The organism is Mesorhizobium sp. L-2-11, from assembly GCF_016756595.1.
Lineage (GTDB): Bacteria > Pseudomonadota > Alphaproteobacteria > Rhizobiales > Rhizobiaceae > Mesorhizobium.
Map to the genome: position 1 here is coordinate 6,011,812 of NZ_AP023257.1, position 19,447 is coordinate 6,031,258.

The window sequence follows — 19,447 nt, forward strand, 5'->3', positions numbered from 1 at the left end:
AAAAACGGCGGACCACCAAATGAGACCGGAATTAGCTGCCAGGCTTGGCGAGAACGTCCCGCGTTATACCAGTTACCCGACCGCGCCGCATTTCCATCCTGGCGTCGACGCTGATGTCTATCGAAGCTGGTTGAAGGCGCTCGAAAGCGGTGACGAGGTCTCGCTCTACCTGCACATCCCTTATTGCGACCGGCTGTGCTGGTTCTGTGCGTGCCATACAAAGCAGACCCGCCGCTACGAGCCGGTGGCTTCGTATCTCCGCTCGCTTCACGCGGAGATCGCGACTGTCGCCGGTCTTGTCGGCGGCAAGGCCCATGTCCGCGCCGTGCATTTCGGCGGCGGCTCGCCGACCATGCTGAAGCCCGAGGATATGATAGCCTTGGGAACTGTCCTGCGGGATAGCTTCGATTTTCTTGCCGATGCGAAGATCAGCGTCGAAATCGAACCCAACGACATGGACGAAGCCCGCCTTGATACACTTGCCGAGATCGGCATGGCGCGGGCGAGCCTCGGCGTTCAGGATTTCGATCCGAAGGTGCAGAAGGCGATCAATCGCGAGCAGAGCTTTTTGCAGACCAAGGCGGTTGTAGACGGCATTCGCTCTCGCGGCGTAGGGTCCGTGAACCTCGATTTGCTTTACGGCCTGCCGCATCAGACCAGGGAGAGCGTCTGTTCCACCGTGGCGCAGGCGCTGACTCTGGAGCCGGACCGGATGGCGCTGTTCGGCTACGCGCATGTGCCCTGGTTCAAGAAGCATCAGACTATGATCGACGAGGCATGGTTGCCGGGTCCGGCCGAACGGTTCGCTCAGTGGCAAATTGCCGCCCGTCTGATCATGGGCGCCGGATACGAGGCGATTGGAATAGACCATTTCGCCAGGCCGGATGATGCGCTTGCAGTCTCGGCTCGCGCGGGAACAATCCGCCGCAATTTCCAGGGCTACACCGAGGATCGCTGCGAAACACTGATCGGGCTCGGGCCGTCATCGATCAGCCGGTTTCGACAGGGCTATTCGCAGAACATGCCGTCGACAGCCGAATATGGACGCATGGTCGAGGGGGGACATCTGGCCACGGTCCGCGGCATCGCGTTTTCCGAAGATGACCGTGTTCGCGGCTGGATCATCGAGCGCTTGATGTGCGATTTCGGCTTTTCAGCAGCCGATCTGGTGGAACGCTTCGGGGAAGCCGGACAAAAGCTTCTTTTCCAAGCAAGCTCCATCGCCATTGGCGACCCTGCTCGACCGCTTGAACTCCAAGGTGACAGTTACGTCGTATCGGCGGAAAGTCGTCCCTTTGTAAGGAGCATTGCAGCGAAGTTCGACAAATATTTCGAAAGTGGAACGGCCAGGCACTCAGTGGCAGTCTGAGTGCCACAGACGAACGTCACCGTCTTCAGTCGATCGCGAACCTCCTCAAAATCGCCGAAACCAGCAGCTAACAATTCGATAGTGCATATGACGCCACTTTACGATGCTGTGACGACGCGGGTATTTCCCAAAGGGGGTCGCATGGCAGAGGGCTGGGACCCGCCGGAACCCTGCAGGCAGGGCTCCACTTCGTATCCGCCCAAGCAGGTTGGATTGTTCGGCCTGAACCGCCCCGGGTTTTCCGGAGGCCGTTTCGTTTGAGTCACGCGGCCATGGCTGGTTCTTCCAGCATGGCATAGTAGCGTTCCTCGGCTTCGGCCGGCGGGATGTTGCCGATGGGCTCCAGCAGCCGGCGATTGTTGAACCAGTCGACCCATTCCAACGTCGCGAACTCGACGGCCTCGAACGAGCGCCATGGTCCGCGTCGATGGATCACCTCGGCCTTGTAGAGGCCGTTGATCGTTTCGGCGAGAGCATTGTCGTAGCTATCGCCGACACTGCCCACCGAAGGCTCGACGCCGGCCTCCGCCAAGCGCTCAGTGTATCGAATGCTGACGTACTGGCTGCCTCTATCGCTGTGATGGATGAGCCCGCCTCCCTGCACGGGCCGCCGATCATGGAGAGCCTGTTCCAGAGCGTCCAGAACGAAGCTGGCATGCGCCGTCCGGCTCACCCGCCAGCCGACGATCCGGCGAGCATAGGTGTCGATGACAAAGGCGACATAGACGAAGCCCGTCCAGGTCGCGACGTAGGTGAAGTCGGAGACCCACAGCATGTTCGGCGCCGGGGCATGGAACTGGCGATTGACGTGATCGAGAGGGCATGGTGCCGCCTTGTCGCTCACCGTGGTGCGGATCGGCTTGCCGCGGATGATGCCTTCGAGGCCCATGGCCTTCATCAGGCGGGCAACCGTGCAGCGGGCGACATCGAAGCCCTCGCGCTGCAACTGCCGCCAGACCTTGCGAACGCCGTAGACGCGGAAGTTCGCCTCGAACACGCGTCGGACCTCATCCTTCAAAGCCTCATCCCGCTTCGCCCGAGCCGACAGCCGGGAGGGATCGATGCGCTTGGCGACATGGTCGTGGTAGGTCGACGGGGCGATCGGCAGCACCTTGCAGATCGGCTCGACCCCATGCGCCTCGCGGTGATCGTCAATGAATGCGATCATGGCTTGAACCGGCGGTCGAGCTCCGCCTGGGCAAAATACGCGGAAGCCTTGCGAAGGATCTCGTTGGCCTGGCGAAGCTCGCGGTTCTCGCGTTCCAAAGCCTTGAGTTTCGTCGCCACATCCGTAGGCACACCGGCTCGCACGCCACTGTCGCGCTCGGCCTTCTTCACCCACTCATGCAGCGTCTGCGCCGTGCAGCCGATCTTGGCGGCGATCGACGACACCGCCGCCCACCGCGAGGCATGCTCGCCTTCGTGATCCAGAACCAGCCGCACCGCACGGGCTCGGACCTCGGGAGAGAACTTGTTGGTCGTCTTGCTTGTCATGGCTCCACCTTCTCAGGAGTTGGAGCCTCCGATCAACCCGGCGCGGTTCAGCCCAGTCTTTCACTGAATGTCAGCGACGCACCCCATTGCGGCTTCCGCTACTCAGCGCTGCGGCTCTTGAATGCCCCTTTGAGATGAGCTCATTCTGAGTAACAACCGCACGGCGTTCCCACGGGTCTGAAACCATGCATCAGTGCGGCTAGCACGCCCTGCGCCTGTTCGCGGTTTCCGGGCCGCCCAGGCACTTACTTGACCTCCAGCTGCTCGAAGTTCGCGCATAGGCCTTACATGACGGATCGGTAGGCCGCGACCGCCGGGAAATTAGGCACCCGGGCGGCTGCGCCAATTGACCAACTTTATGCTTCGATTACTCGGAATCTGAACCTGACACGCGTCGCGATTTCTCTGACATGCCGGCGGGCAAGCTTTCCTTTCTGGCCTTGGCAAACGCTCTGTCACCTTCCAGAAACCCTGCCAGCATGAAAGGTATGAGTTCCGCTACCGTTTCAGACTCGCCATAGGTCTGGCGGTAAAGCGCCGCATAGTCCTTGAGTGCTTGGTTCAGGTCCGCGCTAACGGTGATGGTCATCTTCGAAGGTGTCCGGTCCGGAAGCTTTCCAAGTTTCAGATCTGCCATGATTACTCCTGTTCAAGTCGGGTATGGGCGCAGCACAAGATCCTTGTGTACAATCACGCGTAGGGGCCAACCGGGGCGGACGATAATGGTGGGTTGAATATTCAGGTTCTTTTCGGTGATGCGCTGGCCGGCTTGACTGATGTTTTGCTGAGTGGATTCCCGGATCGCCTTAACTAGGTCGCTTTCGTTTTCCCCAAAGCTCAACTCGGTACCAACGCCCAGTAGCGTCGCTAGAGCAACTCCCTTGATCAGCTGCCAGGTGTGAAAATCGACCTTGTCTTCAAGCCCAGCATAGCCGGCAGTATCCGTCGCTGGCAGATTGTCGATTTCGATCGAGGAACCGTCGGGCAGGATTATTCGCTGCCAGACCAGCAATGCGCGCCTCTGCCCAAAAGCCACGACGCTGTCATAAGTGCCGATGAGGCGTGAGCCTTGCGGAATGAGCACAATGCTGCCGGTGACTGTGTCGTGCACATTCTCGGTGACCTGCGCGACGACAAGGCCAGGCAAGTCGGAATTTATGCCGGTGACGAGACTGGCCGCGATCACGCTGCCGGCCATCAGTTGGTAGGGCGAGGCCGGCGTCTGCAGCGCATGCGGATTGTAGATCCCGCTTGTGTTTCGCTGACTGACAAAATCGAGCTTGCGCTGTTGGTTGTTCTGGTCACCCTCGGCTTGGGCAACGGAAGCTGACGTGCGCGTCGCTCCGGATTGCGGAAGCGCCTCAGACGGCTGCTGCGCACTCGGCCCGCCGCCGGCGACATCTCTCTGTCTGGGTCGATTGTCGATCCGGAACAAGACTTGCGACTCGCGCGCCTCAATTGCTTGCTGGGCAAGGCGCTGCTCCTCGGCGGAGATATCCTGCCCTGGCGCGATGCCGAGCTGACGTTGGCGTTCAAGGATGGGGCGACCGAGGTCGCCGGGCAGTGGCGGTCCGAGCACAGGGGCCTTCGGCATGATCCCGGAATAGTCCTTGGGAAGCGCTTCTAGTCCCTCGGCGGGTGGCTTGCGCTCGGTGTTATAGCGGTCCTCTGCCTGGTGCTTGATACGCCATGCCGGTCCTTGAAGCGCCATCATCGTGACGCCCAGAATGGCACCGGATCCGACTGCAGCGATGGCGATGATCACACCGCGCCTGAATCGGACAGCGCGGCGGGGCGAGGCTCGCAATTGCAGCTGCTCGGGATCGAGTTTCGGCGGCGCATCGGATCGGGAAGTATCGGTCATGAGCGCTCCCCTCACCTGCTGGGCCGCGCAAAGAGCGGAATCCGCCGCGGCGGTTGCCGGCCGTCAGTCCTGGTGATGCGCACCACCTGCTGCTGCTTGCTGCCTAGACGCAGTTCTGCAGCGCCAAAGAGGCGATCGACGATGTAGTAGTTGCCGCGCATGCGATAATTGACGAGCTGGCTGTCCCCATCGGCACCGACGATGAAGAGAGGAGGCGCTTCACCCTGATCAATGCGACGGGGGAATTCGATATAGACCTTGCTGCCATCGTCGAAAGCGCGCGTCGGCCTCCAGGGTGGTGTGTCGCCGGTGATTGAATACCGAAAGCGGATATTCTCGAGCGCCACATTCGACGCCACCGGCGTGGCAGCCTCGGCTTGGGCGTTGCGCTGGCGTAGCGCGATGATCTGGTCCTCGCTATAGGTCCAGGAGATCGCCGCCATTGAGGTCTTCTCGGTGCTTTGAAGCTGCAAATGGTAGGTGCGTCGTTCCGTGGTGATCACCAGATTTGTGTTAAGTCCCGGCGCGAAGGGTTTTACCAGCACATGGGTGCGCTGATTGTCACCGGTGCCGCTGACGGTATCGCCGATCACCCAACGCACCGTGTCGCCGGCCGACACGGCTGTTAGCTTCTCGCCCGGCTGGAGTGCGATATCGGTAACGCGCTCCGGCGCGGCATAGAGCTGATAGAGTGCGCCATCGGCGAATGGATAGACCTGAACCGCATTCACGTACCCATACCTGGTGGGTTGCTGCGTCGCTGCTTTATTGGCATCGGAGACCCGTTCTTCAGGAGAGCGCTTGTCATCGGCCACCCTGCCCGGATCGGGCTGTAGCTGACCTGGCAACGGCAGCGGCTTTGGCACTTCGACTATCTTGACCGGCTTCTCCGGCGGCTTCTCGATTGCGGCTGGTTTGAAATCGGCAGCATCATAGGAAATCTCAGGCGGCGGTACCGGCTTCGACGCGCAGGCGGAGAGGACTGCTGTAGAGGCCGACAGGATCAGCACGGCACGGACCGACGACATTCTATTCTTCATTGGTGGACTCCTTTTGGGGAAACGGACGTCGGCGCAGCACTGTCGAGCTCGCGCGACCAGTCGATCGCATTGATGAAGACGCCGAGCGGGTTGTTGCGCAGTTGGTCAGTATTACTTGGCGGGCGGATCACGATGGTGAGGATCGCGGTCCAGCGCGTCGTGCTGGCAAGGCTGCCGCGCTCAAAAACCTGCTCGGCCCATTTGACCTGGAACGAGCTGTCGGAAGCCCTGACCACGCTGGTCACTTGCACCGACACGCTGCGTGTGCCGATCTGGCCGAAAGGATCGTTCGCCTTGGCGTACTCGTTGAGAAAGAGCGCCGCGCGGTCGGTGGCGAAGTCATAGGCCGAAAGCCAGTTCTGCCGCACCAGCACCGGATCGGTGGAAACGGAACGGACATTCTGAATGAAGCGGCCGAGATGCCACGCGATCTGGGCATCGGAGGGCTCGTAGCCCCGGATTGCCGGCGCAACGGCGCGTGCCTCGCCGAAGCCGTCGACCTCGACGACGTAAGGCACGACGCGGCTCTGCATCGACTGCCACACGAGTCCGCCGGAAAGTCCGGCCGCCAAGGTCAGACAGCCAAGAGCCATGAACCGCCAGTTGCGGGCCTGCACTCGAGATGAGCCTATGCGCTCGTCCCAGAGCTGTGCGGCCTTCTGATACGGCGTGACCGGCTCGGGCGTCTTGCCGTAACGTTGAATGGGTCGCTTGAATAGCATTTAGTCGTCCTTGTCGTTGAGAGAGGGATTGGCGCTGCCTCCCGGCCTGTCGCCTTCACGGACGGCCTGCATGGCGGTGTGACGGTGGGCACGGGCTGTCTGTTCGGAACGCAGGCGCCTGGCCCAGCCGGGCGCGGCATCAGCGACCGGACCAGTAGGGCTTCCGGTCATGGATGCGGTCGGCGCACCACCGGTCGCGGTCCAGGCAGCTTCGCGCCCGGCATCAACGCTGCGCCCGAAGCCTCCTGCGGCAGATCGTGCCGCCCGCATTGCGGCGCCGCCGGCGGCGCTGGTCACACCATGCATTCCAGCAGCTACACCGGACAGGCCGGACTCGGGCAGTTGCGCGCCCGATCTGCCAGGCCGTAGAAGCCGCTGACCCCATGGTCGTGCCGGCACGGAGTGCGGTGAGACCGCTGCCGGTTGCCGTGCGCGCGCCGGCAAATGCTGCGCCTGCGGCAACGAGCGATGCACCGGCTGCGGCTGCCGTGGTTCCAAGTGCGGCGCCCGCGCCAAGCTGCGGCGCGCCCGAGACAAGACCGGAGGCTATCCCAGGTCCGAAAATGCCGAGACCAAGGAGCGCCAAGGCGCCCAGGACCTGTGACATGGCGGCGGCCAGATCCGGCTCCTTGCCTTGCAGCGCGGAAGCGAACTCGCCAAAGAGCGTGGAGCCGATGCCGATGATGACGGCCAACACCATCACCTTGATGCCCGACGAGATGACATTGCCGAGCACGCGCTCGGCGAGAAACGCTGACCGGTTCCAAAGCGCGAAGGGCACAAGAATGAATCCGGCCAGAGTGGTGAGTTTGAATTCGAGGATGGTGATGAAGAGTTGGATGGAGAGGATGAAGAAGGCGATGATGACCAGGAACCAGGCCACGAGCAGCACGAAGATGGTGAGCGCGTTGCCGAAGATTTCTGGGAAGCCGAGAAGCTGGCTTGCCTGATCGAGAAGCGGCCAGGCGCCCTCGAAACCGGTTGCGGCAATGCGGCCCGGATGCAGGAGATTGTCGGCGGAGAGATTGCCTGAGGACGCATTGATGCCGAGGCCAGCGAAGGACCGATAGATGATGTCGGCGAGGTTCTTGAAGTTATTCAAGATGAAGGCAAAGACGCCGACATAGAGCACTTTGCGGATGAGCCGGCCGAATATGTTGGGTTCGCCGCCGAATGCCCAGGCGAGGCCGGCAAGTGTGACGTCGATGCCGATCAGGGTCGTGGTAAGGAAGGCGACATCGCCCGAGAGCAGACCGAACCCGCTATCGATGTAGCGGATGAAGGTCTCCATGAAGCGATCAATGACCCCAAGGTCGTTCATGCCGCCTTCCTCGTCGTCAAGAGATTGGTGATCAGTTGCCGGGATAGGCCGTGCCTGTGCCGAGGAAGCGCTTTGTCGTCTCGCGCGCGGCCTCCTCGGACTGCGCCTTGCGCGCCGCATCCTCGGCCTCAGCGCGGAACTGCGTTGCGAGCAGCGTCTGGATCTGCATCTGCTGCTTGGTCGAAAGCGCAAGGAGCTGGTTAGTGGCCTGACTTGCCTGAAGCGCACCGGCCGCGCCTTGGCTGCGGTTGACGAGATCGGCAAGCAGGTCGCCATCACCGCGAACATTCTCGACGATCTGCGACTGAACACCCATGGTCTGACGGAATGCCTGCATTGCGCTTTGCCAGCGGTCACGTGCGGCGCTCGCTACATCGCTGACCTTGATCGTGGCGTCGTAGCTTTCCGGATATTGATTACGCCACTGGTCCTGAAGCTTGTTGAGATCAAAGCTCAGGCCACTTGCCTGGTCCATCAGACCGTCGATCCGTTGGAGCGAGCCGGTAAGCTGACCCACGGAAGAAAAATCCAGACTCTGAAGATTGCGTGCCATGTTCTGCAGCACGGTCGCCTGGTTCTGGAGCGACTGGATCTGGTTGTTGATCTGCTCCAGCGAGCGCGCCGCCGTGAGCACGTTCTGTGCGTAGTTCGACGGATCGAACACGATGAGCGCGTAGGCCGGCTGCACGTAGTCGGCCATCGGCTTGGCGATCAACGAAAGGGTGATCAGGCCCGAGAGAAAGCGGCGCCGCATCATGACGATTGCTCCTTGGTTGGTTGAGGGAATTGCTGGAGAAGCTCGGCCGCCCAATCGAGGCCGCGGGCGCCGAGGAAGCGAAAGACAAAGCTGTCCTGCCCGTGCTCGGACAGGACCCTGTCGATCAGGCTTTGCGCGGCTGGACCCGAGGCGCCGCAAAGTGCAAGCGCGATGGGGCCGAGCCCGAGCTCGAAGAGACGGTTGCCGCAGCGCGACTGCAAATAGTAGTGCCGCTTCGGCGTGGCCCGGGCGATCAGTTCAATCTGCCGGTTGTTGAGACCGAAGCGCTCATAGGCAGTCCGTGCCTGCGGTTCCACGGCACGATCATTGGGGAGAAAAATGCGCTGTGGGCAGCTCTCGATGATCGCCGGCGCTATTGCAGAGCCGACGATGTCGGCAAGCGACTGCGTGGCGAAGATCACCGATACGTTCTTCTTTCGCAGCACCTTCAGCCATTCGCGGATGCGGGCAGCAAAAAGCGGATTGTCGAGATAGACCCAGGCCTCATCGAGCATGAGCAGCGTCGGTCGCCCGTCGAACCGCTCCTCAAGGCGATGGAAGAGATAGGTGAGCACAGGCAGCACAGCGCTTTGGCTATGCATCAGCTCCTCGGTCTCGAAGCACTGCACATCCGACAAGGCCAGCCGATCGTCATCGGCATCGAGCAATCGGCCGAAGGGACCGTCGAGCGTGTAGGGCATTAAGGCGGACTTCAGTGCATTGGACTGAAGCAGGACCGACAGACCGGTCAGCGTGCGCTCCTGCGCCGGCGCGGTGGCGAGGCTGTTGAGCGCCGACCAGATCGCCTCCTTCACCTCCGGCGTGAGGGTGACGTTCTCATGGGCAATCAGGCCGGCGATCCATTCAGCTGCCCAGCTGCGCCTACCCTGATCACCGATATTGCGCAGTGGCTGGAAGGCAAGCGCACCGTCCGAACCCAAGACATGATGCTCTCCACCCATGGCGAGCGTTGCCGCGCGCGCCGAATTGCCTTTGTCGAAGACATAGACCTGCGCGCCGGCATAGCGACGAAACTGCAGGGCGATCAGGGCAAGCAGCACCGATTTTCCGGCGCCGGTCGGTCCAACGATCAGCATGTGGCCGACATCTTCGACATGGGAAGAAAGCCGGAACGGACTCGACCCGCTGGTTTCGGCGATGAGGAGCGGCGGGGCCTCTCGTCCAGTGACTTCAGCCAGATGCTCGTTCGCCGCAGGACCGGCCCACACCGAGGAAAGCGGCATGAGATGGGCAAGGTTCAGCGTGTGAACGAGCGGCTGACGAACGTTGGCATAGACATGACCCGGCAGCGAGCCGAGCCAGGCTTCGACCGCATTGACGCTTTCGCGGATGGTGGTGAACCCGAGCCCATTGATGATGCGCTCGACCGCGCGAAGTTTCTCAGCGGCGGCTTGGCGATCCTCGTCCCATACCGTCACCGTTGCAGTGAGATACCCGAAGCCGACATGATCGCCGCCCAACGCCTGAAGTGCTTCATCGGCGTCGAGCGCCTTATTGTCGGCGTCGCTGTCGACGAGCGGAGCGGGTTCGTTGCTTACAACCTCGCGCAGGATTGCGACGATCGATTTGCGCTTGGCAAACCACTGCCGGCGCAAGCGGGTCAGCGTCTTGGTGGCCTCGGTCTTGTCGAGCGGAATGAAGCGCGTCATCCAGCGATAGGCGAAATCCTGATGATTGAGGGCATCGAGGATTCCGGGCCGGGTGAGGTTCGGAAAGCCGAGGATGGTAAGTGTGCGAAGATGTTGCTCACCCAGCATCGGCTCCAAGCCGCCGGTAAGCGGCACATCGACCAGGATGCCGTCCAGATACATTGGCATTTCCGGCACGGCGACCGGATGGCGGCGGGTCGAGATCGTGTCGTGCAGGTATGTCAGCGTCTCGGCGTCATCGAGCGGACGCACTTCGGGCATGAAGCCCGACAGAAGATCCAGCACACGGTCGGTCTCGTCACGGAACCGCGCCATCTCCTGGCGCCAGTCTCTTTCGCCTTCTGAATGATGCGAGTCGACGAGCGCGCTTTCCGCCCGCGCCTGGGCGTCCGGTGGCGGCATGGACAGCAAGGTCAGGTGATAGCGGCTCTCGAAATGCGCGACCTTGCCTTCGAAGGCAGCACGCCGTTCTTCATCAACCAGCCATGACGCCGCGTCCGGGAAACGCGAGGACGGATAGCCCAGCGCTTCGATGCGCTCGGCCTCGAAAAACAATGTCCAGCCGGAGCCAAGGCGTCTAAGCGCATTGTTGGCCCGGGCGCAGATGCCGATGAGTTCGGCTTCGGTCGAGCTTTCCAGATCGGGCCCGCGAAACCGAAGAGTCCGCTGAACGCTGCCGTCCTTGTTGAGCACGATGCCGGGCGCCACCAGTGCTGCCCAGGGCAGATGGTCGGCAAGCCGGTCGGCCTTGCCGCGATATTCCGAAAGGTTCAGCATGCGAGCCATCCCCTCAGGCGAAGGTGACGGACAAGCACGCTGGCAAAGTCGGGATCGCGCCTTGCGGCAAAGACCGCGAGCGTGTGGCCGCCAAGCCAGAGCACTAGCCCGGCAATCCATTGCTGCAAGCCTAGTCCGATGGCCGCAGCCACCGTGCCGTTGAGGATCGCCACCGCCCGCGGCGCGCCGCCCAGCAGGATCGGTTCAGTCAAGGCCCGGTGAACGGGAACCTCGAAGCCCTCGATATGTTGCACTCCGGCGGCCATCAGACGAGCGCCCCGCCGCCGAAGGAGAAGAACGAGAGGAAGAAGCTCGATGCGGCGAAGGCGATCGACAGGCCGAAGACGATCTGAAACAGCCGGCGGAAACCGCCTGCAGTATCGCCGAAGGCAAGGGTCAAGCCGGTGGTGATGATGATGATCACCGCGACGATTTTGGCGACCGGTCCCTGCACCGATTCCAGGATCTGCTGCAGCGGCTGTTCCCAAGGCATGCCGGAGCCGGCAGCGTGCGCCGGAACTGTGAGAAGAAACGCGAGCGCGGCAAACGAAAGAAAGCGGAGCTTCTTGCGCATAAGGGGGCCTTTCAGAGTTGCTAGAGTTGCGGAGGCGTGAGTGGGGTGAGGGCGTAGTCGCCGCTGCCGTCGAGACCTGTGACCTCAGCGATTGCATCGATGCGGCGCGACGAGCCGCGCCCCGCGATGAAGACGATGAGATCGATGGCATTGGCGATGAGGCGGCGCGGCACGGTGACGACAGCTTCCTGTGCAAGCTGCTCGATGCGATAGAGGGCAGAGCGCGCCGAATTGGCATGAACCGTGGCGATGCCGCCGGGGTGCCCGGTGTTCCATGCCTTGAGCATGTCCAGCGCTTCCGCGCCCCTGACTTCACCGACGATGATGCGGTCGGGGCGGAGCCGGAGCGTCGAGCGCACGAGATCGGCGAGTGTGACCGAGCCCCGCCTGGTTCTCAGGGCAACGCAGTCCTTTGCTGCGCATTGCAGTTCGCGGGTGTCCTCGATGAGGATCACTCGCTCGTCGCATTCGGCGACTTCGGCCAGCAGCGCATTGGCAAGCGTCGTCTTACCCGACGACGTGCCTCCGGCGACAAGGATGTTGCGCCGTTCTCGGACTGCCTTTATCAACGCATCGGCCTGCAGCGGCAACATGATGCGATCCGCAACATAGTTGGCCAGCGTGTAGAGCTTTGCGGCTGGTTTGCGGATGGCAAAGCAAGGCGCCAGCACGACAGGCGGCAGCAGTCCCTCGAAGCGTTCGCCCGATGGCAATTCGGCGCTGACAATCGGATTGTCCGCATGCGCCTCGGCACGCACGTGGGAAGCGACCAGGCGGATGATGCGTTCCGCCTCGGAAGGATGCATATGCACGGCCGTATCGATTCGGCCTTCTCCCAGCCGGTCGAGCCGCAGCGCACCATCGGGATTGACCATCACCTCGATGACCAATGGATCGGCCAGCGCCTCAGTGATCGTCGGACCCATGGCGGTGCGCAGCATGGCGCGGCGTCGGTGGTCGGCCGCTGGATGAGCGCTCATCCTTCCCCTCCTCCGCCATTGTCTTCGCCAAGCGAGCGTTTCCCCGATGCGATCTGGCGACCGACCTGCTCGACGAATTTGTCGAAACGCTCCTGGGCAATCGCCTGCGTCGCCTTGTCCGGAACAGGCGTGTGGGCATGAAGCGTGATCGAAAAGCGGATGAAGAGCGCCAAGCTTTCCAATGTCATGTCGACATCGCGCCTGACGTGACTGAGGTCGCGGGAAAGACGGTCCAGCCTCATGCCATAGCGCCGATCGAGTTCATTCTCGCCACGCCGCTCGATGAAAGCTTCTACGGCCTTCGCGACGACCGCGGATTTTGTGGTCGAGGGATCGCGGCTGAGGTTGTCCAGCTTCTCGCTCAATTCCGGTTCGAGCAGAAACTGGTGACGAATGCGGTGGGGCTTCATGCGCTTGTTCCAACTGGCCGGCGCTGGCGGGCCGGCGGCGGAACAAGCATTATCGAGATGCCCAAAATTGCTTACGGCCGTTATCTACGCTGAGATACGCCCGAGCTGCGGAAAGCGTTCAGAAGCCGGGGACGATATCCTTATCATCGTCCCTTCCCTCGTTGATGCCATAGGCACCTGCGACGGTGGAGATCCGGTCCATGACGCGCTTGTCCGCCATCGCCTCGCTATCATCGTCTGCGGGTCTGGACAGATCGTCCTGGTCCGGTTCCTGGGTGACGGCGGTATGTTCTTCGGGTAGGCCAGGATGGCGCTGCTGCTGAACACCTCCCTCGTCCGCAAGCGCGGCGCCAGCGCTTTCATCGTCGGACGCAAGACGACGGTCGACGCCGCGTACTTGCCCAGTCCAATCGTCCGGCCGCGACATCGGGCAGTCCGCGTAGGGTCCGTCGCGCAACACCGGCGAAGGCAGCACCCGCTCGGTGAAATTGTGATCCTCATAGTATCGCAGCTTTTTGGCCCGGATGGGGGGCAGTCCCGAAACCAGCACCAGTTCGTCCGCGGGCGGCAATTGCATCACCTCGCCCGGTGTCAGCAGCGGGCGGGCGGTTTCCTGGCGGCTCACCATGACATGCGAGAGCCAAGGTGCCAGCCGGTGGCCCGCATAGTTGCGCATGGATCTGAGTTCCGTGGCCGTGCCAAGCGCGTCCGAGATTCGCTTGGCCGTGCGCTCATCATTGGAGGAAAAGGCAATTCGCAAATGGCAGTTGTCCAGAATGGCGTTGTTGTCGCCATACGCTTTGGAGATCTGGTTCAACGATTGCGCGATCAAGTAGGCACGAATTCCGTAACCGGCCATAAACGCGAGCGCGGTCTCAAAGAAGTCGAGGCGACCGAGCGCCGGAAACTCATCCAGCATCATGAGCAGTTGATGCTTGCGGCTCTTCTTTGGGTCACCCTCGAGGCGCTCCGTCAGCCGCCTGCCGATCTGGTTCAGGATCAGTCGCACCAACGGCTTGGTGCGCGAGATGTCCGATGGCGGCACGACCAGATAGAGCGACATCGGCCACTCCGCATCCATCAGATCGGCAATGCGCCAGTCGCAGTCCGATGTTACCGCCGCCACGGTCGGATCACGGTAGAGGCCGAGAAAAGACATGGCGGTCGAGAGGACGCCTGAACGTTCGTTCTCCGATTTGTTCAACACCTCTCGTGCCGCCGAGGCCACGACGGGATGGACCTCAGGCTTATTGGCCGCACCGAGATGGTTGGTCGTCATCATTCGCCGCAAAGTCGCGGCAAACGAGCGTTGCGGGTCCGACAGAAAGGTGGCGACGCGGGCAAGAGTCTTTTCCTCTTCGGCGTAGAGCACGTGCAAGATAGCGCCGACCAGGAGTGAATGACTGGTCTTCTCCCAATGATTCCGCCGCTCCAGCGCGCCTTCCGGATCGACTAGAATGTCGGCGATGTTTTGGACATCGCGAATCTCGTCCGAACCTTTGCGTACCTCCAGCAGCGGGTTGTAGCGGGCCGATCGCGGATCAGTCGGATTGAACAAAAGGCAATGCGAGAACCTCGACCGCCAGCCGGAGCTCAGCTGCCAGTTCTCGCCTTTGATGTCGTGAATGACGGCCGAGCCGGACCAGGAGAGAAGGGTTGGGACAACCAGCCCGACGCCCTTGCCGGAACGTGTCGGCGCAAAGGCCATGACGTGCTCAGGCCCGTCATGACGCAGATACCGGTCCTTCAGTTTGCCGAGGAAGACGCCTTCCGGCTGAAACAGCCCTGCTTTCTCGATCTCCCGCGTCGCCGCCCATCGAGAGGAGCCATAGGTGGTGACCAAGCCGCGCTGGCGCGCGCGCCAGAGGGAACCAGCGATCGCAGCGGCACAGCCCATGAATCCACTGGTGCCCGCAAGCATGCCCGCCTTGTCGAATACCTCGGGCGCATAGGCATCGAATTGGAACCACCATTCCAACAGTTTCCACGGCTCGTAGATCGGCCAGCCAGCCGCGACAAACCATGGCGCGCCGAGTTGTTCCTGAAAGGCTAGCATATGAGCGCACCATTGCGTGGCAGCCCACACGCCGAGGAGAACGATGGCGAACACAATGGCGATCTGCCCAATCAGAAGCTTCGTGGGCGTCACTGGCTTGCTCCGCTGTTCTGGAGAGATGGATCGAGGATCGCGCGGGACGGCCGGAACAGGAATGCGCCCTATGTACGACTTGGTGCGATGAGAGGCTGTTTGGCGCGCCGTTGCTCTCCTTCGAGGTGTATCAATATTCGCGCATTCCCGAGGACTGCTATGTCGGAGGGGACTCATATCGTTCGTGCCTATCGTGAGCACGTGGTCGGGGAACTGGCGGTGGCATGCGGGCAAGCCGCTGAGGAAATTCGTAACATCGAGTCCGGTCTGAGGTACAACGAGATCGGATCGCGAGGTAGCCCTGCCCGCCATGGGAATTCCTCAGGCGAGTACCGACATATTGGGCGCTGCCTTATAAGTGGAAGGCGCCTTCCCGTTGCCTCTATCGCAGATAAATTACCTTCCGGCCTTCGCGCTGGATTTCCCAGCTGGACTGCGTTTCAGTTTCAATTCGCTGTGCTTCTTGTGAGCCAGACACGATTTCTCGGACGGTGAATTGACATTCATTGTCCGACAAGCCCTCGCCGGCGATCTGTTGGGCAGAGGCGGCTATCACCCCGGCCGTGGCACATCCGCGCGCTGCAGAACCTCGATGAGCCGCCGGCTCAAACGCCCAGGCGGATGCAAAGATCCACAGATGCGTTCCGCCAGCGCTAGTTGCGAAGCATATGACCGGCATTTCGCAACGCGCCTAGGAAGAGGCCGGCATGGTGAGTGACATCGATTTTGGCCTGCATTGACACCGGCATGCTGGTCCAATTCTCCAACGGTGCAATGAAGCGGGAGAAGGTACCGTCGACGACGCAGTAGCGGCTAATAAGGCCTTGTCTGTCCAACGCCAGCACACCAATCTGCCCGCCTCGATATCGGATGGCTGCGAGCCGTTGGACCTCGGCGTCATCATCGATCCGCACATCGAAAAGCAGGTTTCCGCGGCTCCTCGCGGCTATCTCCGCCGCTTTGTCATTGAAGCTCAAGCAGAGTGAGCGGACGCTTTCCACTGCCATCTGGAAAACAAACAAATCCAGTTCATTCACGGCCATGTGGGCAGTTGAGCCAATAAATGGATGATTGCAACGTCGCACACGGCTTGTTCACAGGTGTCGGCGACTGATCGTTCGTGGCTTTCTGTCCGCTGCCGGCGATGGAATATTTGAAGGACGGCGGGTCCCGTATTTCCTGTCGCGTTGGCAACCGCGGCGGCCACCTGCCGGGCGGCAGCGGCAGAGATAATGTCATAGACAGGTGGAAGCGTGGGCTTTCTGCCCTTCAATAGTAGTTCCCTGACCCTACAGATTTGCACGCGCGGCCGCAGCTTGCCGCCCGCCTCAACGGATTCGGCTTCTCTGGCAGCACGTTCCATTGCTGCGGTCGCCTTGTTGAGCGTCACCAGAACGCCAAGGTTCGTGGCTGGCAAGATCGCCAACTCGCTCAAGCTCACGACCTCTATTCGATGGACGGGCACGGCCGTGCATCGCCGCGGCAGGGGACAACATCGTCGTGACCGACCCTCAAGCCCTATATCGTATCGTGTCGGCGGGATCGTTCACCAGGAACGGCGAGATCGCCGTGGAGGGCAAGCCCTTCCACATCGTGGCCGTCGGCGGGAGCGGCAAGATCCACGATCAAGCAGCTGAGAAAGATCACGCATATAGCCACGATCCCGCGGTCCAGCCGATCTACATTTGAGGACGACCAGATCAAGCAGCGCGCCCTGTCGAATTTGGGTCCGGGATTGGCAGTTGGTCTATCCCTTCCTGACGATGGAACGCTCGATCCAGTCATGGCTTATAAGGCGGAGAGCGGCGACCAGAGCGCAGATGAGTACGCGCCTACTACGAGATCGGCTATCGCACCAATTCGAGCGGATCACGATCGATGGCGACACCGTGGCATTCTTCGAGGGCGGGAAGCCGCTTGAGGCCTGCTTCCCTGGCGACGGCTGTGAAATCCTGACCTCGAAGAAAGGAAACCGCATGGGCGTCAAATTCCGCTTCGGCGTCGCCTTGGCCTCCTCACACTTGGTTGGCTGACTCAGCGGGCAACCCGGTCGAGAAAAGCGTCGAATGCGGCAGCGACAACGCGCATCGCAAAGCGATGCTGCCGCCGTACGCGGACAAAACCCTTTTCGATGTCCACAATCCCGTCCTTGGCAAGCATCGCCAAGCGTTCAGCTGAATCGAGAAAATGGATCGGATCAGATCCGTGGGCGGCACAGATTGCCGGCACATCGGCCTCGAGATCGCACATTAGTCGCTCGATAATTGCGGCTCGCGCGCGGTCTTCGTCGGTGAGACGGTAGCCCTTTGACGTCGCCAGACGGCCAGCCGCGATGTGCCGGCAGTAGGAATCCCGTGTAACCTCGTTCTGAACGTAGCCCTCGCCGACACGCCCGATAGCCGACGCGCCGAAACCGATCAGGGTTTTGCAGGTGTCGGCCGAGTAGCCCAGCGAGTTGCGCCGCAGGCGACCGGTTTTCTGTGCCAGCGCGAGATCGTCGTCCGGCAAGGCGAAATGGTCGAGCCCGATCTCTCGGTAGCCGGCGGCAATCAGCGTCACGGCAATGGCCGCATCCTGTTCGGCGCGGGCAGCGCTGCCCGGAAGCGATGCCTCCTCGATGAGGCGCTGATTCTTAATAAAGGACGGAATGTGCGAGTAGCCGAACACCGCAAGCCGGTTGGGGCGCATGGCGACCGCCGCCCTCGTGGTCTCGACGCAAGACTGCACCGTTTGATGCGGGAGACCAAAGATGAGGTCGAAGTTGATGCTTGTCACTCCATGCCGACGCAGCATTTCGACGGCAGCCGCCGTCTGCGCCTCACTCTGGACCCGGTTGATCGCTTTTTGAACAATGGGATCGAAGCTCTGCACGCCGAGGCTCGCGCGGTTCACGCCGGCTGCTTGCAAGGCTTCGGCCATATCGGCCGTGAACGTGCGTGGATCGATCTCGACGGCGATCGTAGCTGTTTCCGCAAGCGCAAAGTGGCGGCGCAGGAATTCCGTCAGGGCGAGGAACTCAACTGGCCCCATGAGAGTTGGCGTTCCGCCGCCGAAATGCACATCGCTCACGGGCAGCGCCTGCGGCGCGTGCTCCGAGACCAAACGTATCTCGTCACGCAGCGCCGCCAGATAATTAACGATCGGCGCATCATGGCGGGTGATGGTGGTGGGGAAGCCGCAATACCAGCACTTTGATCGGCAGAACGGAACGTGCAAGTAGAGTGACGCCGGATCGTTAGCCGGTAGGTTCCTGAGCCATTCCTCATAAGCGTCGGCGCCGACCGCCCCAGAGAACTCCGCGACAGTCGGATAGATGGTGTACCAAGGCAGGTGGGCTTCGCGATGTTTTGTGGTCTGCAACAGTTACCGTCCCATGTTGTTGCCTTCCATCCTTACCACTGCGCTCTCCTGTGTCTTTGCGCTGTATCAGTCCGGTCCGCTTTGGGCCCGATTATTTCGCAGCGATAGCCCCATTCAGCCTTGGCTGGACAGCGATGGTATGAGCACGCGCTGGTCAGCGACAAGCGCCGTGGGTTTCCCGTCGAGACTTTCCCGCACACCGTTTGGTGCTACTATCCTATCCTATCCCCTCCCTTCAGCGTCCGATGGAACGCAGCATGCCCCGTCCGACCAGTCGATTCGGCGTTGGGACCAGACTTTTGCTCGCCGGCTGGTGCGTAAGACGGCGTCACGTAGCGATACCTGGCATCTCGATGAGTTCGTCGTATTAATTGCCGGCACGAGGCTTTGGCTGTGGCGCACCGTCTGTCAGAGCGGGAATTGTGCTCGAGGAGACCGTCCAGGTCCGCCCCTGCCAAGGCTGCAAGCCTGATGAACCAATTTAGAAAGTAGCGCTACGCCAGGCGCATGATCACCGACAAATCGCGCTCCTGTGGCCCGGCAAAGCGCCGGAGTGAAGCGCAACTCAAGCATCGCTCGCAGCTGACAATCGAGCGAATTCGCATGTGCTTCCGTAAAAACAAAAATGGCCCATGCACGGCTTCCGATTCAGAGAGGGGCTTACAACGGCTCGTCTCGACCTTCCCGCCTTTCGGAACCACTTTGTCCGGACTAGCTGGAAAGCTGGTGCACCTCGCCACCGCCGAGGTGTGGCCCTTCGCCCTAACGAGGACGCTTACGCCTAGGCATGTCGGCATCAGTGGGGCATCTCGGCTGACGTACCGAGCGGTGCACTCGCATGATGTCAACAATGTCGAGGCTCAAAACAAACAAAAGCTATCGCCATTGAACGATACTGTCGCGAAGCGAACAGACGAACCATGTCCGAAACATTTGCTTTTCGTGCTCAGCTTGACCCTC

Annotated in this window: 18 protein-coding genes, 1 pseudogene and 1 other annotated feature; of the genes and pseudogenes, 3 read left to right on the forward strand and 16 right to left on the reverse strand. The window is 61.3% G+C overall.

All coding sequences use genetic code 11. The features are described 5' to 3' along the window. The first annotated feature begins 19 nt into the window (after positions 1-19). Positions 20-1,369 (forward strand): oxygen-independent coproporphyrinogen III oxidase, encoded by a 1,350-nt coding sequence (gene hemN / locus JG739_RS28690; protein ID WP_096453978.1) that lies wholly within the window; start codon positions 20-22, stop codon positions 1,367-1,369. A 262-nt stretch (positions 1,370-1,631) separates the two neighbouring features. Here hemN (JG739_RS28690) and JG739_RS28695 read toward each other — a convergent pair. The 15 genes and pseudogenes from JG739_RS28695 to JG739_RS28765 all read right to left on the reverse strand — a co-directional run bounded on the left by JG739_RS28695 (position 1,632) and on the right by JG739_RS28765 (position 16,562). Then, positions 1,632-2,863, reverse strand: a protein-coding gene (locus JG739_RS28695) for an IS3 family transposase (protein ID WP_244749615.1) whose coding sequence is annotated in 2 segments (ribosomal slippage) — positions 1,632-2,572 and positions 2,572-2,863 — 1,233 coding nt in all. Because the reading frame shifts where the segments join, the coding sequence is not laid out codon by codon here. Continuing rightward, positions 2,463-2,579 (reverse strand) — a sequence feature (AL1L pseudoknot). (Overlaps the previous gene by 117 nt.) Before the next feature lie 367 nt (positions 2,864-3,230). After that, entirely contained in the window at positions 3,231-3,500 is a 270-nt protein-coding gene (locus JG739_RS28700) for a DUF2274 domain-containing protein (RefSeq protein WP_010914026.1), read from the reverse strand. 12 nt (positions 3,501-3,512) lie between these two features. Continuing rightward, on the reverse strand, positions 3,513-4,727 hold the full coding sequence (locus tag JG739_RS28705; RefSeq protein WP_202364440.1) for a TrbI/VirB10 family protein: 1,215 nt from the start codon (positions 4,725-4,727) through the stop codon (positions 3,513-3,515). 11 nt (positions 4,728-4,738) lie between these two features. Further along, positions 4,739-5,755, reverse strand: a complete 1,017-nt coding sequence (trbG, locus tag JG739_RS28710; protein ID WP_446720516.1) for a P-type conjugative transfer protein TrbG — start codon at positions 5,753-5,755, stop codon at positions 4,739-4,741. A gap of 8 nt (positions 5,756-5,763) precedes the next feature. Further along, positions 5,764-6,489 (reverse strand): conjugal transfer protein TrbF, encoded by a 726-nt coding sequence (gene trbF, locus JG739_RS28715; protein WP_202295869.1) that lies wholly within the window; start codon positions 6,487-6,489, stop codon positions 5,764-5,766. Beyond that, positions 6,490-7,810: pseudogene (gene trbL, locus JG739_RS28720) on the reverse strand (P-type conjugative transfer protein TrbL). A gap of 31 nt (positions 7,811-7,841) precedes the next feature. After that, a complete protein-coding gene (trbJ, locus tag JG739_RS28725; protein ID WP_065004902.1) occupies positions 7,842-8,567 on the reverse strand; it encodes a P-type conjugative transfer protein TrbJ in 726 nt (241 codons plus the stop codon). Continuing rightward, positions 8,564-11,014: a conjugal transfer protein TrbE gene (gene trbE / locus JG739_RS28730; RefSeq protein WP_202364441.1), complete on the reverse strand. Its 2,451-nt coding sequence runs from the start codon at positions 11,012-11,014 to the stop codon at positions 8,564-8,566. Before trbE ends, trbJ begins: the two co-directional genes overlap by 4 nt. Then, positions 11,008-11,280, reverse strand: a complete 273-nt coding sequence (locus tag JG739_RS28735) for a VirB3 family type IV secretion system protein (protein ID WP_006329217.1) — start codon at positions 11,278-11,280, stop codon at positions 11,008-11,010. Before JG739_RS28735 ends, trbE begins: the two co-directional genes overlap by 7 nt. Next, complete coding sequence (locus tag JG739_RS28740) at positions 11,280-11,588, reverse strand: TrbC/VirB2 family protein (RefSeq protein ID WP_202364442.1); 309 nt, start codon at positions 11,586-11,588, stop codon at positions 11,280-11,282. Before JG739_RS28740 ends, JG739_RS28735 begins: the two co-directional genes overlap by 1 nt. A gap of 20 nt (positions 11,589-11,608) precedes the next feature. Beyond that, the gene (gene trbB / locus JG739_RS28745) at positions 11,609-12,568 is read right to left on the reverse strand and encodes a P-type conjugative transfer ATPase TrbB (RefSeq protein WP_202364443.1); all 960 of its coding nucleotides are present in this window, start codon (positions 12,566-12,568) and stop codon (positions 11,609-11,611) included. Beyond that, positions 12,565-12,978, reverse strand: a complete 414-nt coding sequence (locus tag JG739_RS28750; RefSeq protein WP_202364444.1) for a CopG family transcriptional regulator — start codon at positions 12,976-12,978, stop codon at positions 12,565-12,567. Before JG739_RS28750 ends, trbB begins: the two co-directional genes overlap by 4 nt. A 118-nt stretch (positions 12,979-13,096) precedes the next feature. After that, on the reverse strand, positions 13,097-15,127 hold the full coding sequence (locus tag JG739_RS28755; protein ID WP_202367692.1) for a conjugal transfer protein TraG: 2,031 nt from the start codon (positions 15,125-15,127) through the stop codon (positions 13,097-13,099). A gap of 653 nt (positions 15,128-15,780) precedes the next feature. Then, positions 15,781-16,170, reverse strand: a complete 390-nt coding sequence (locus tag JG739_RS28760) for a hypothetical protein (protein ID WP_202364445.1) — start codon at positions 16,168-16,170, stop codon at positions 15,781-15,783. Next, positions 16,161-16,562, reverse strand: a complete 402-nt coding sequence (locus tag JG739_RS28765) for a hypothetical protein (protein ID WP_202364446.1) — start codon at positions 16,560-16,562, stop codon at positions 16,161-16,163. Before JG739_RS28765 ends, JG739_RS28760 begins: the two co-directional genes overlap by 10 nt. A 65-nt stretch (positions 16,563-16,627) precedes the next feature. Between JG739_RS28765 and JG739_RS35610 the strand changes: the two genes are divergently transcribed. Both JG739_RS35610 and JG739_RS35615 read left to right on the forward strand, forming a co-directional pair. Further along, a complete protein-coding gene (locus JG739_RS35610) occupies positions 16,628-16,816 on the forward strand; it encodes a hypothetical protein (RefSeq protein WP_244749616.1) in 189 nt (62 codons plus the stop codon). A gap of 53 nt (positions 16,817-16,869) precedes the next feature. Further along, positions 16,870-17,160 carry a ZinT/AdcA family metal-binding protein gene (locus tag JG739_RS35615; protein WP_286295265.1) on the forward strand — a complete coding sequence of 97 codons (291 nt, stop codon included), beginning with the start codon at positions 16,870-16,872 and terminating at the stop codon, positions 17,158-17,160. Between the two features lies 1 nt (position 17,161). Here the strand turns inward: JG739_RS35615 and hemN (JG739_RS28775) are convergent, their stop codons facing one another. After that, positions 17,162-18,487: an oxygen-independent coproporphyrinogen III oxidase gene (hemN, locus tag JG739_RS28775; protein WP_202295898.1), complete on the reverse strand. Its 1,326-nt coding sequence runs from the start codon at positions 18,485-18,487 to the stop codon at positions 17,162-17,164. Between the last annotated feature and the right edge of the window lie 960 nt (positions 18,488-19,447).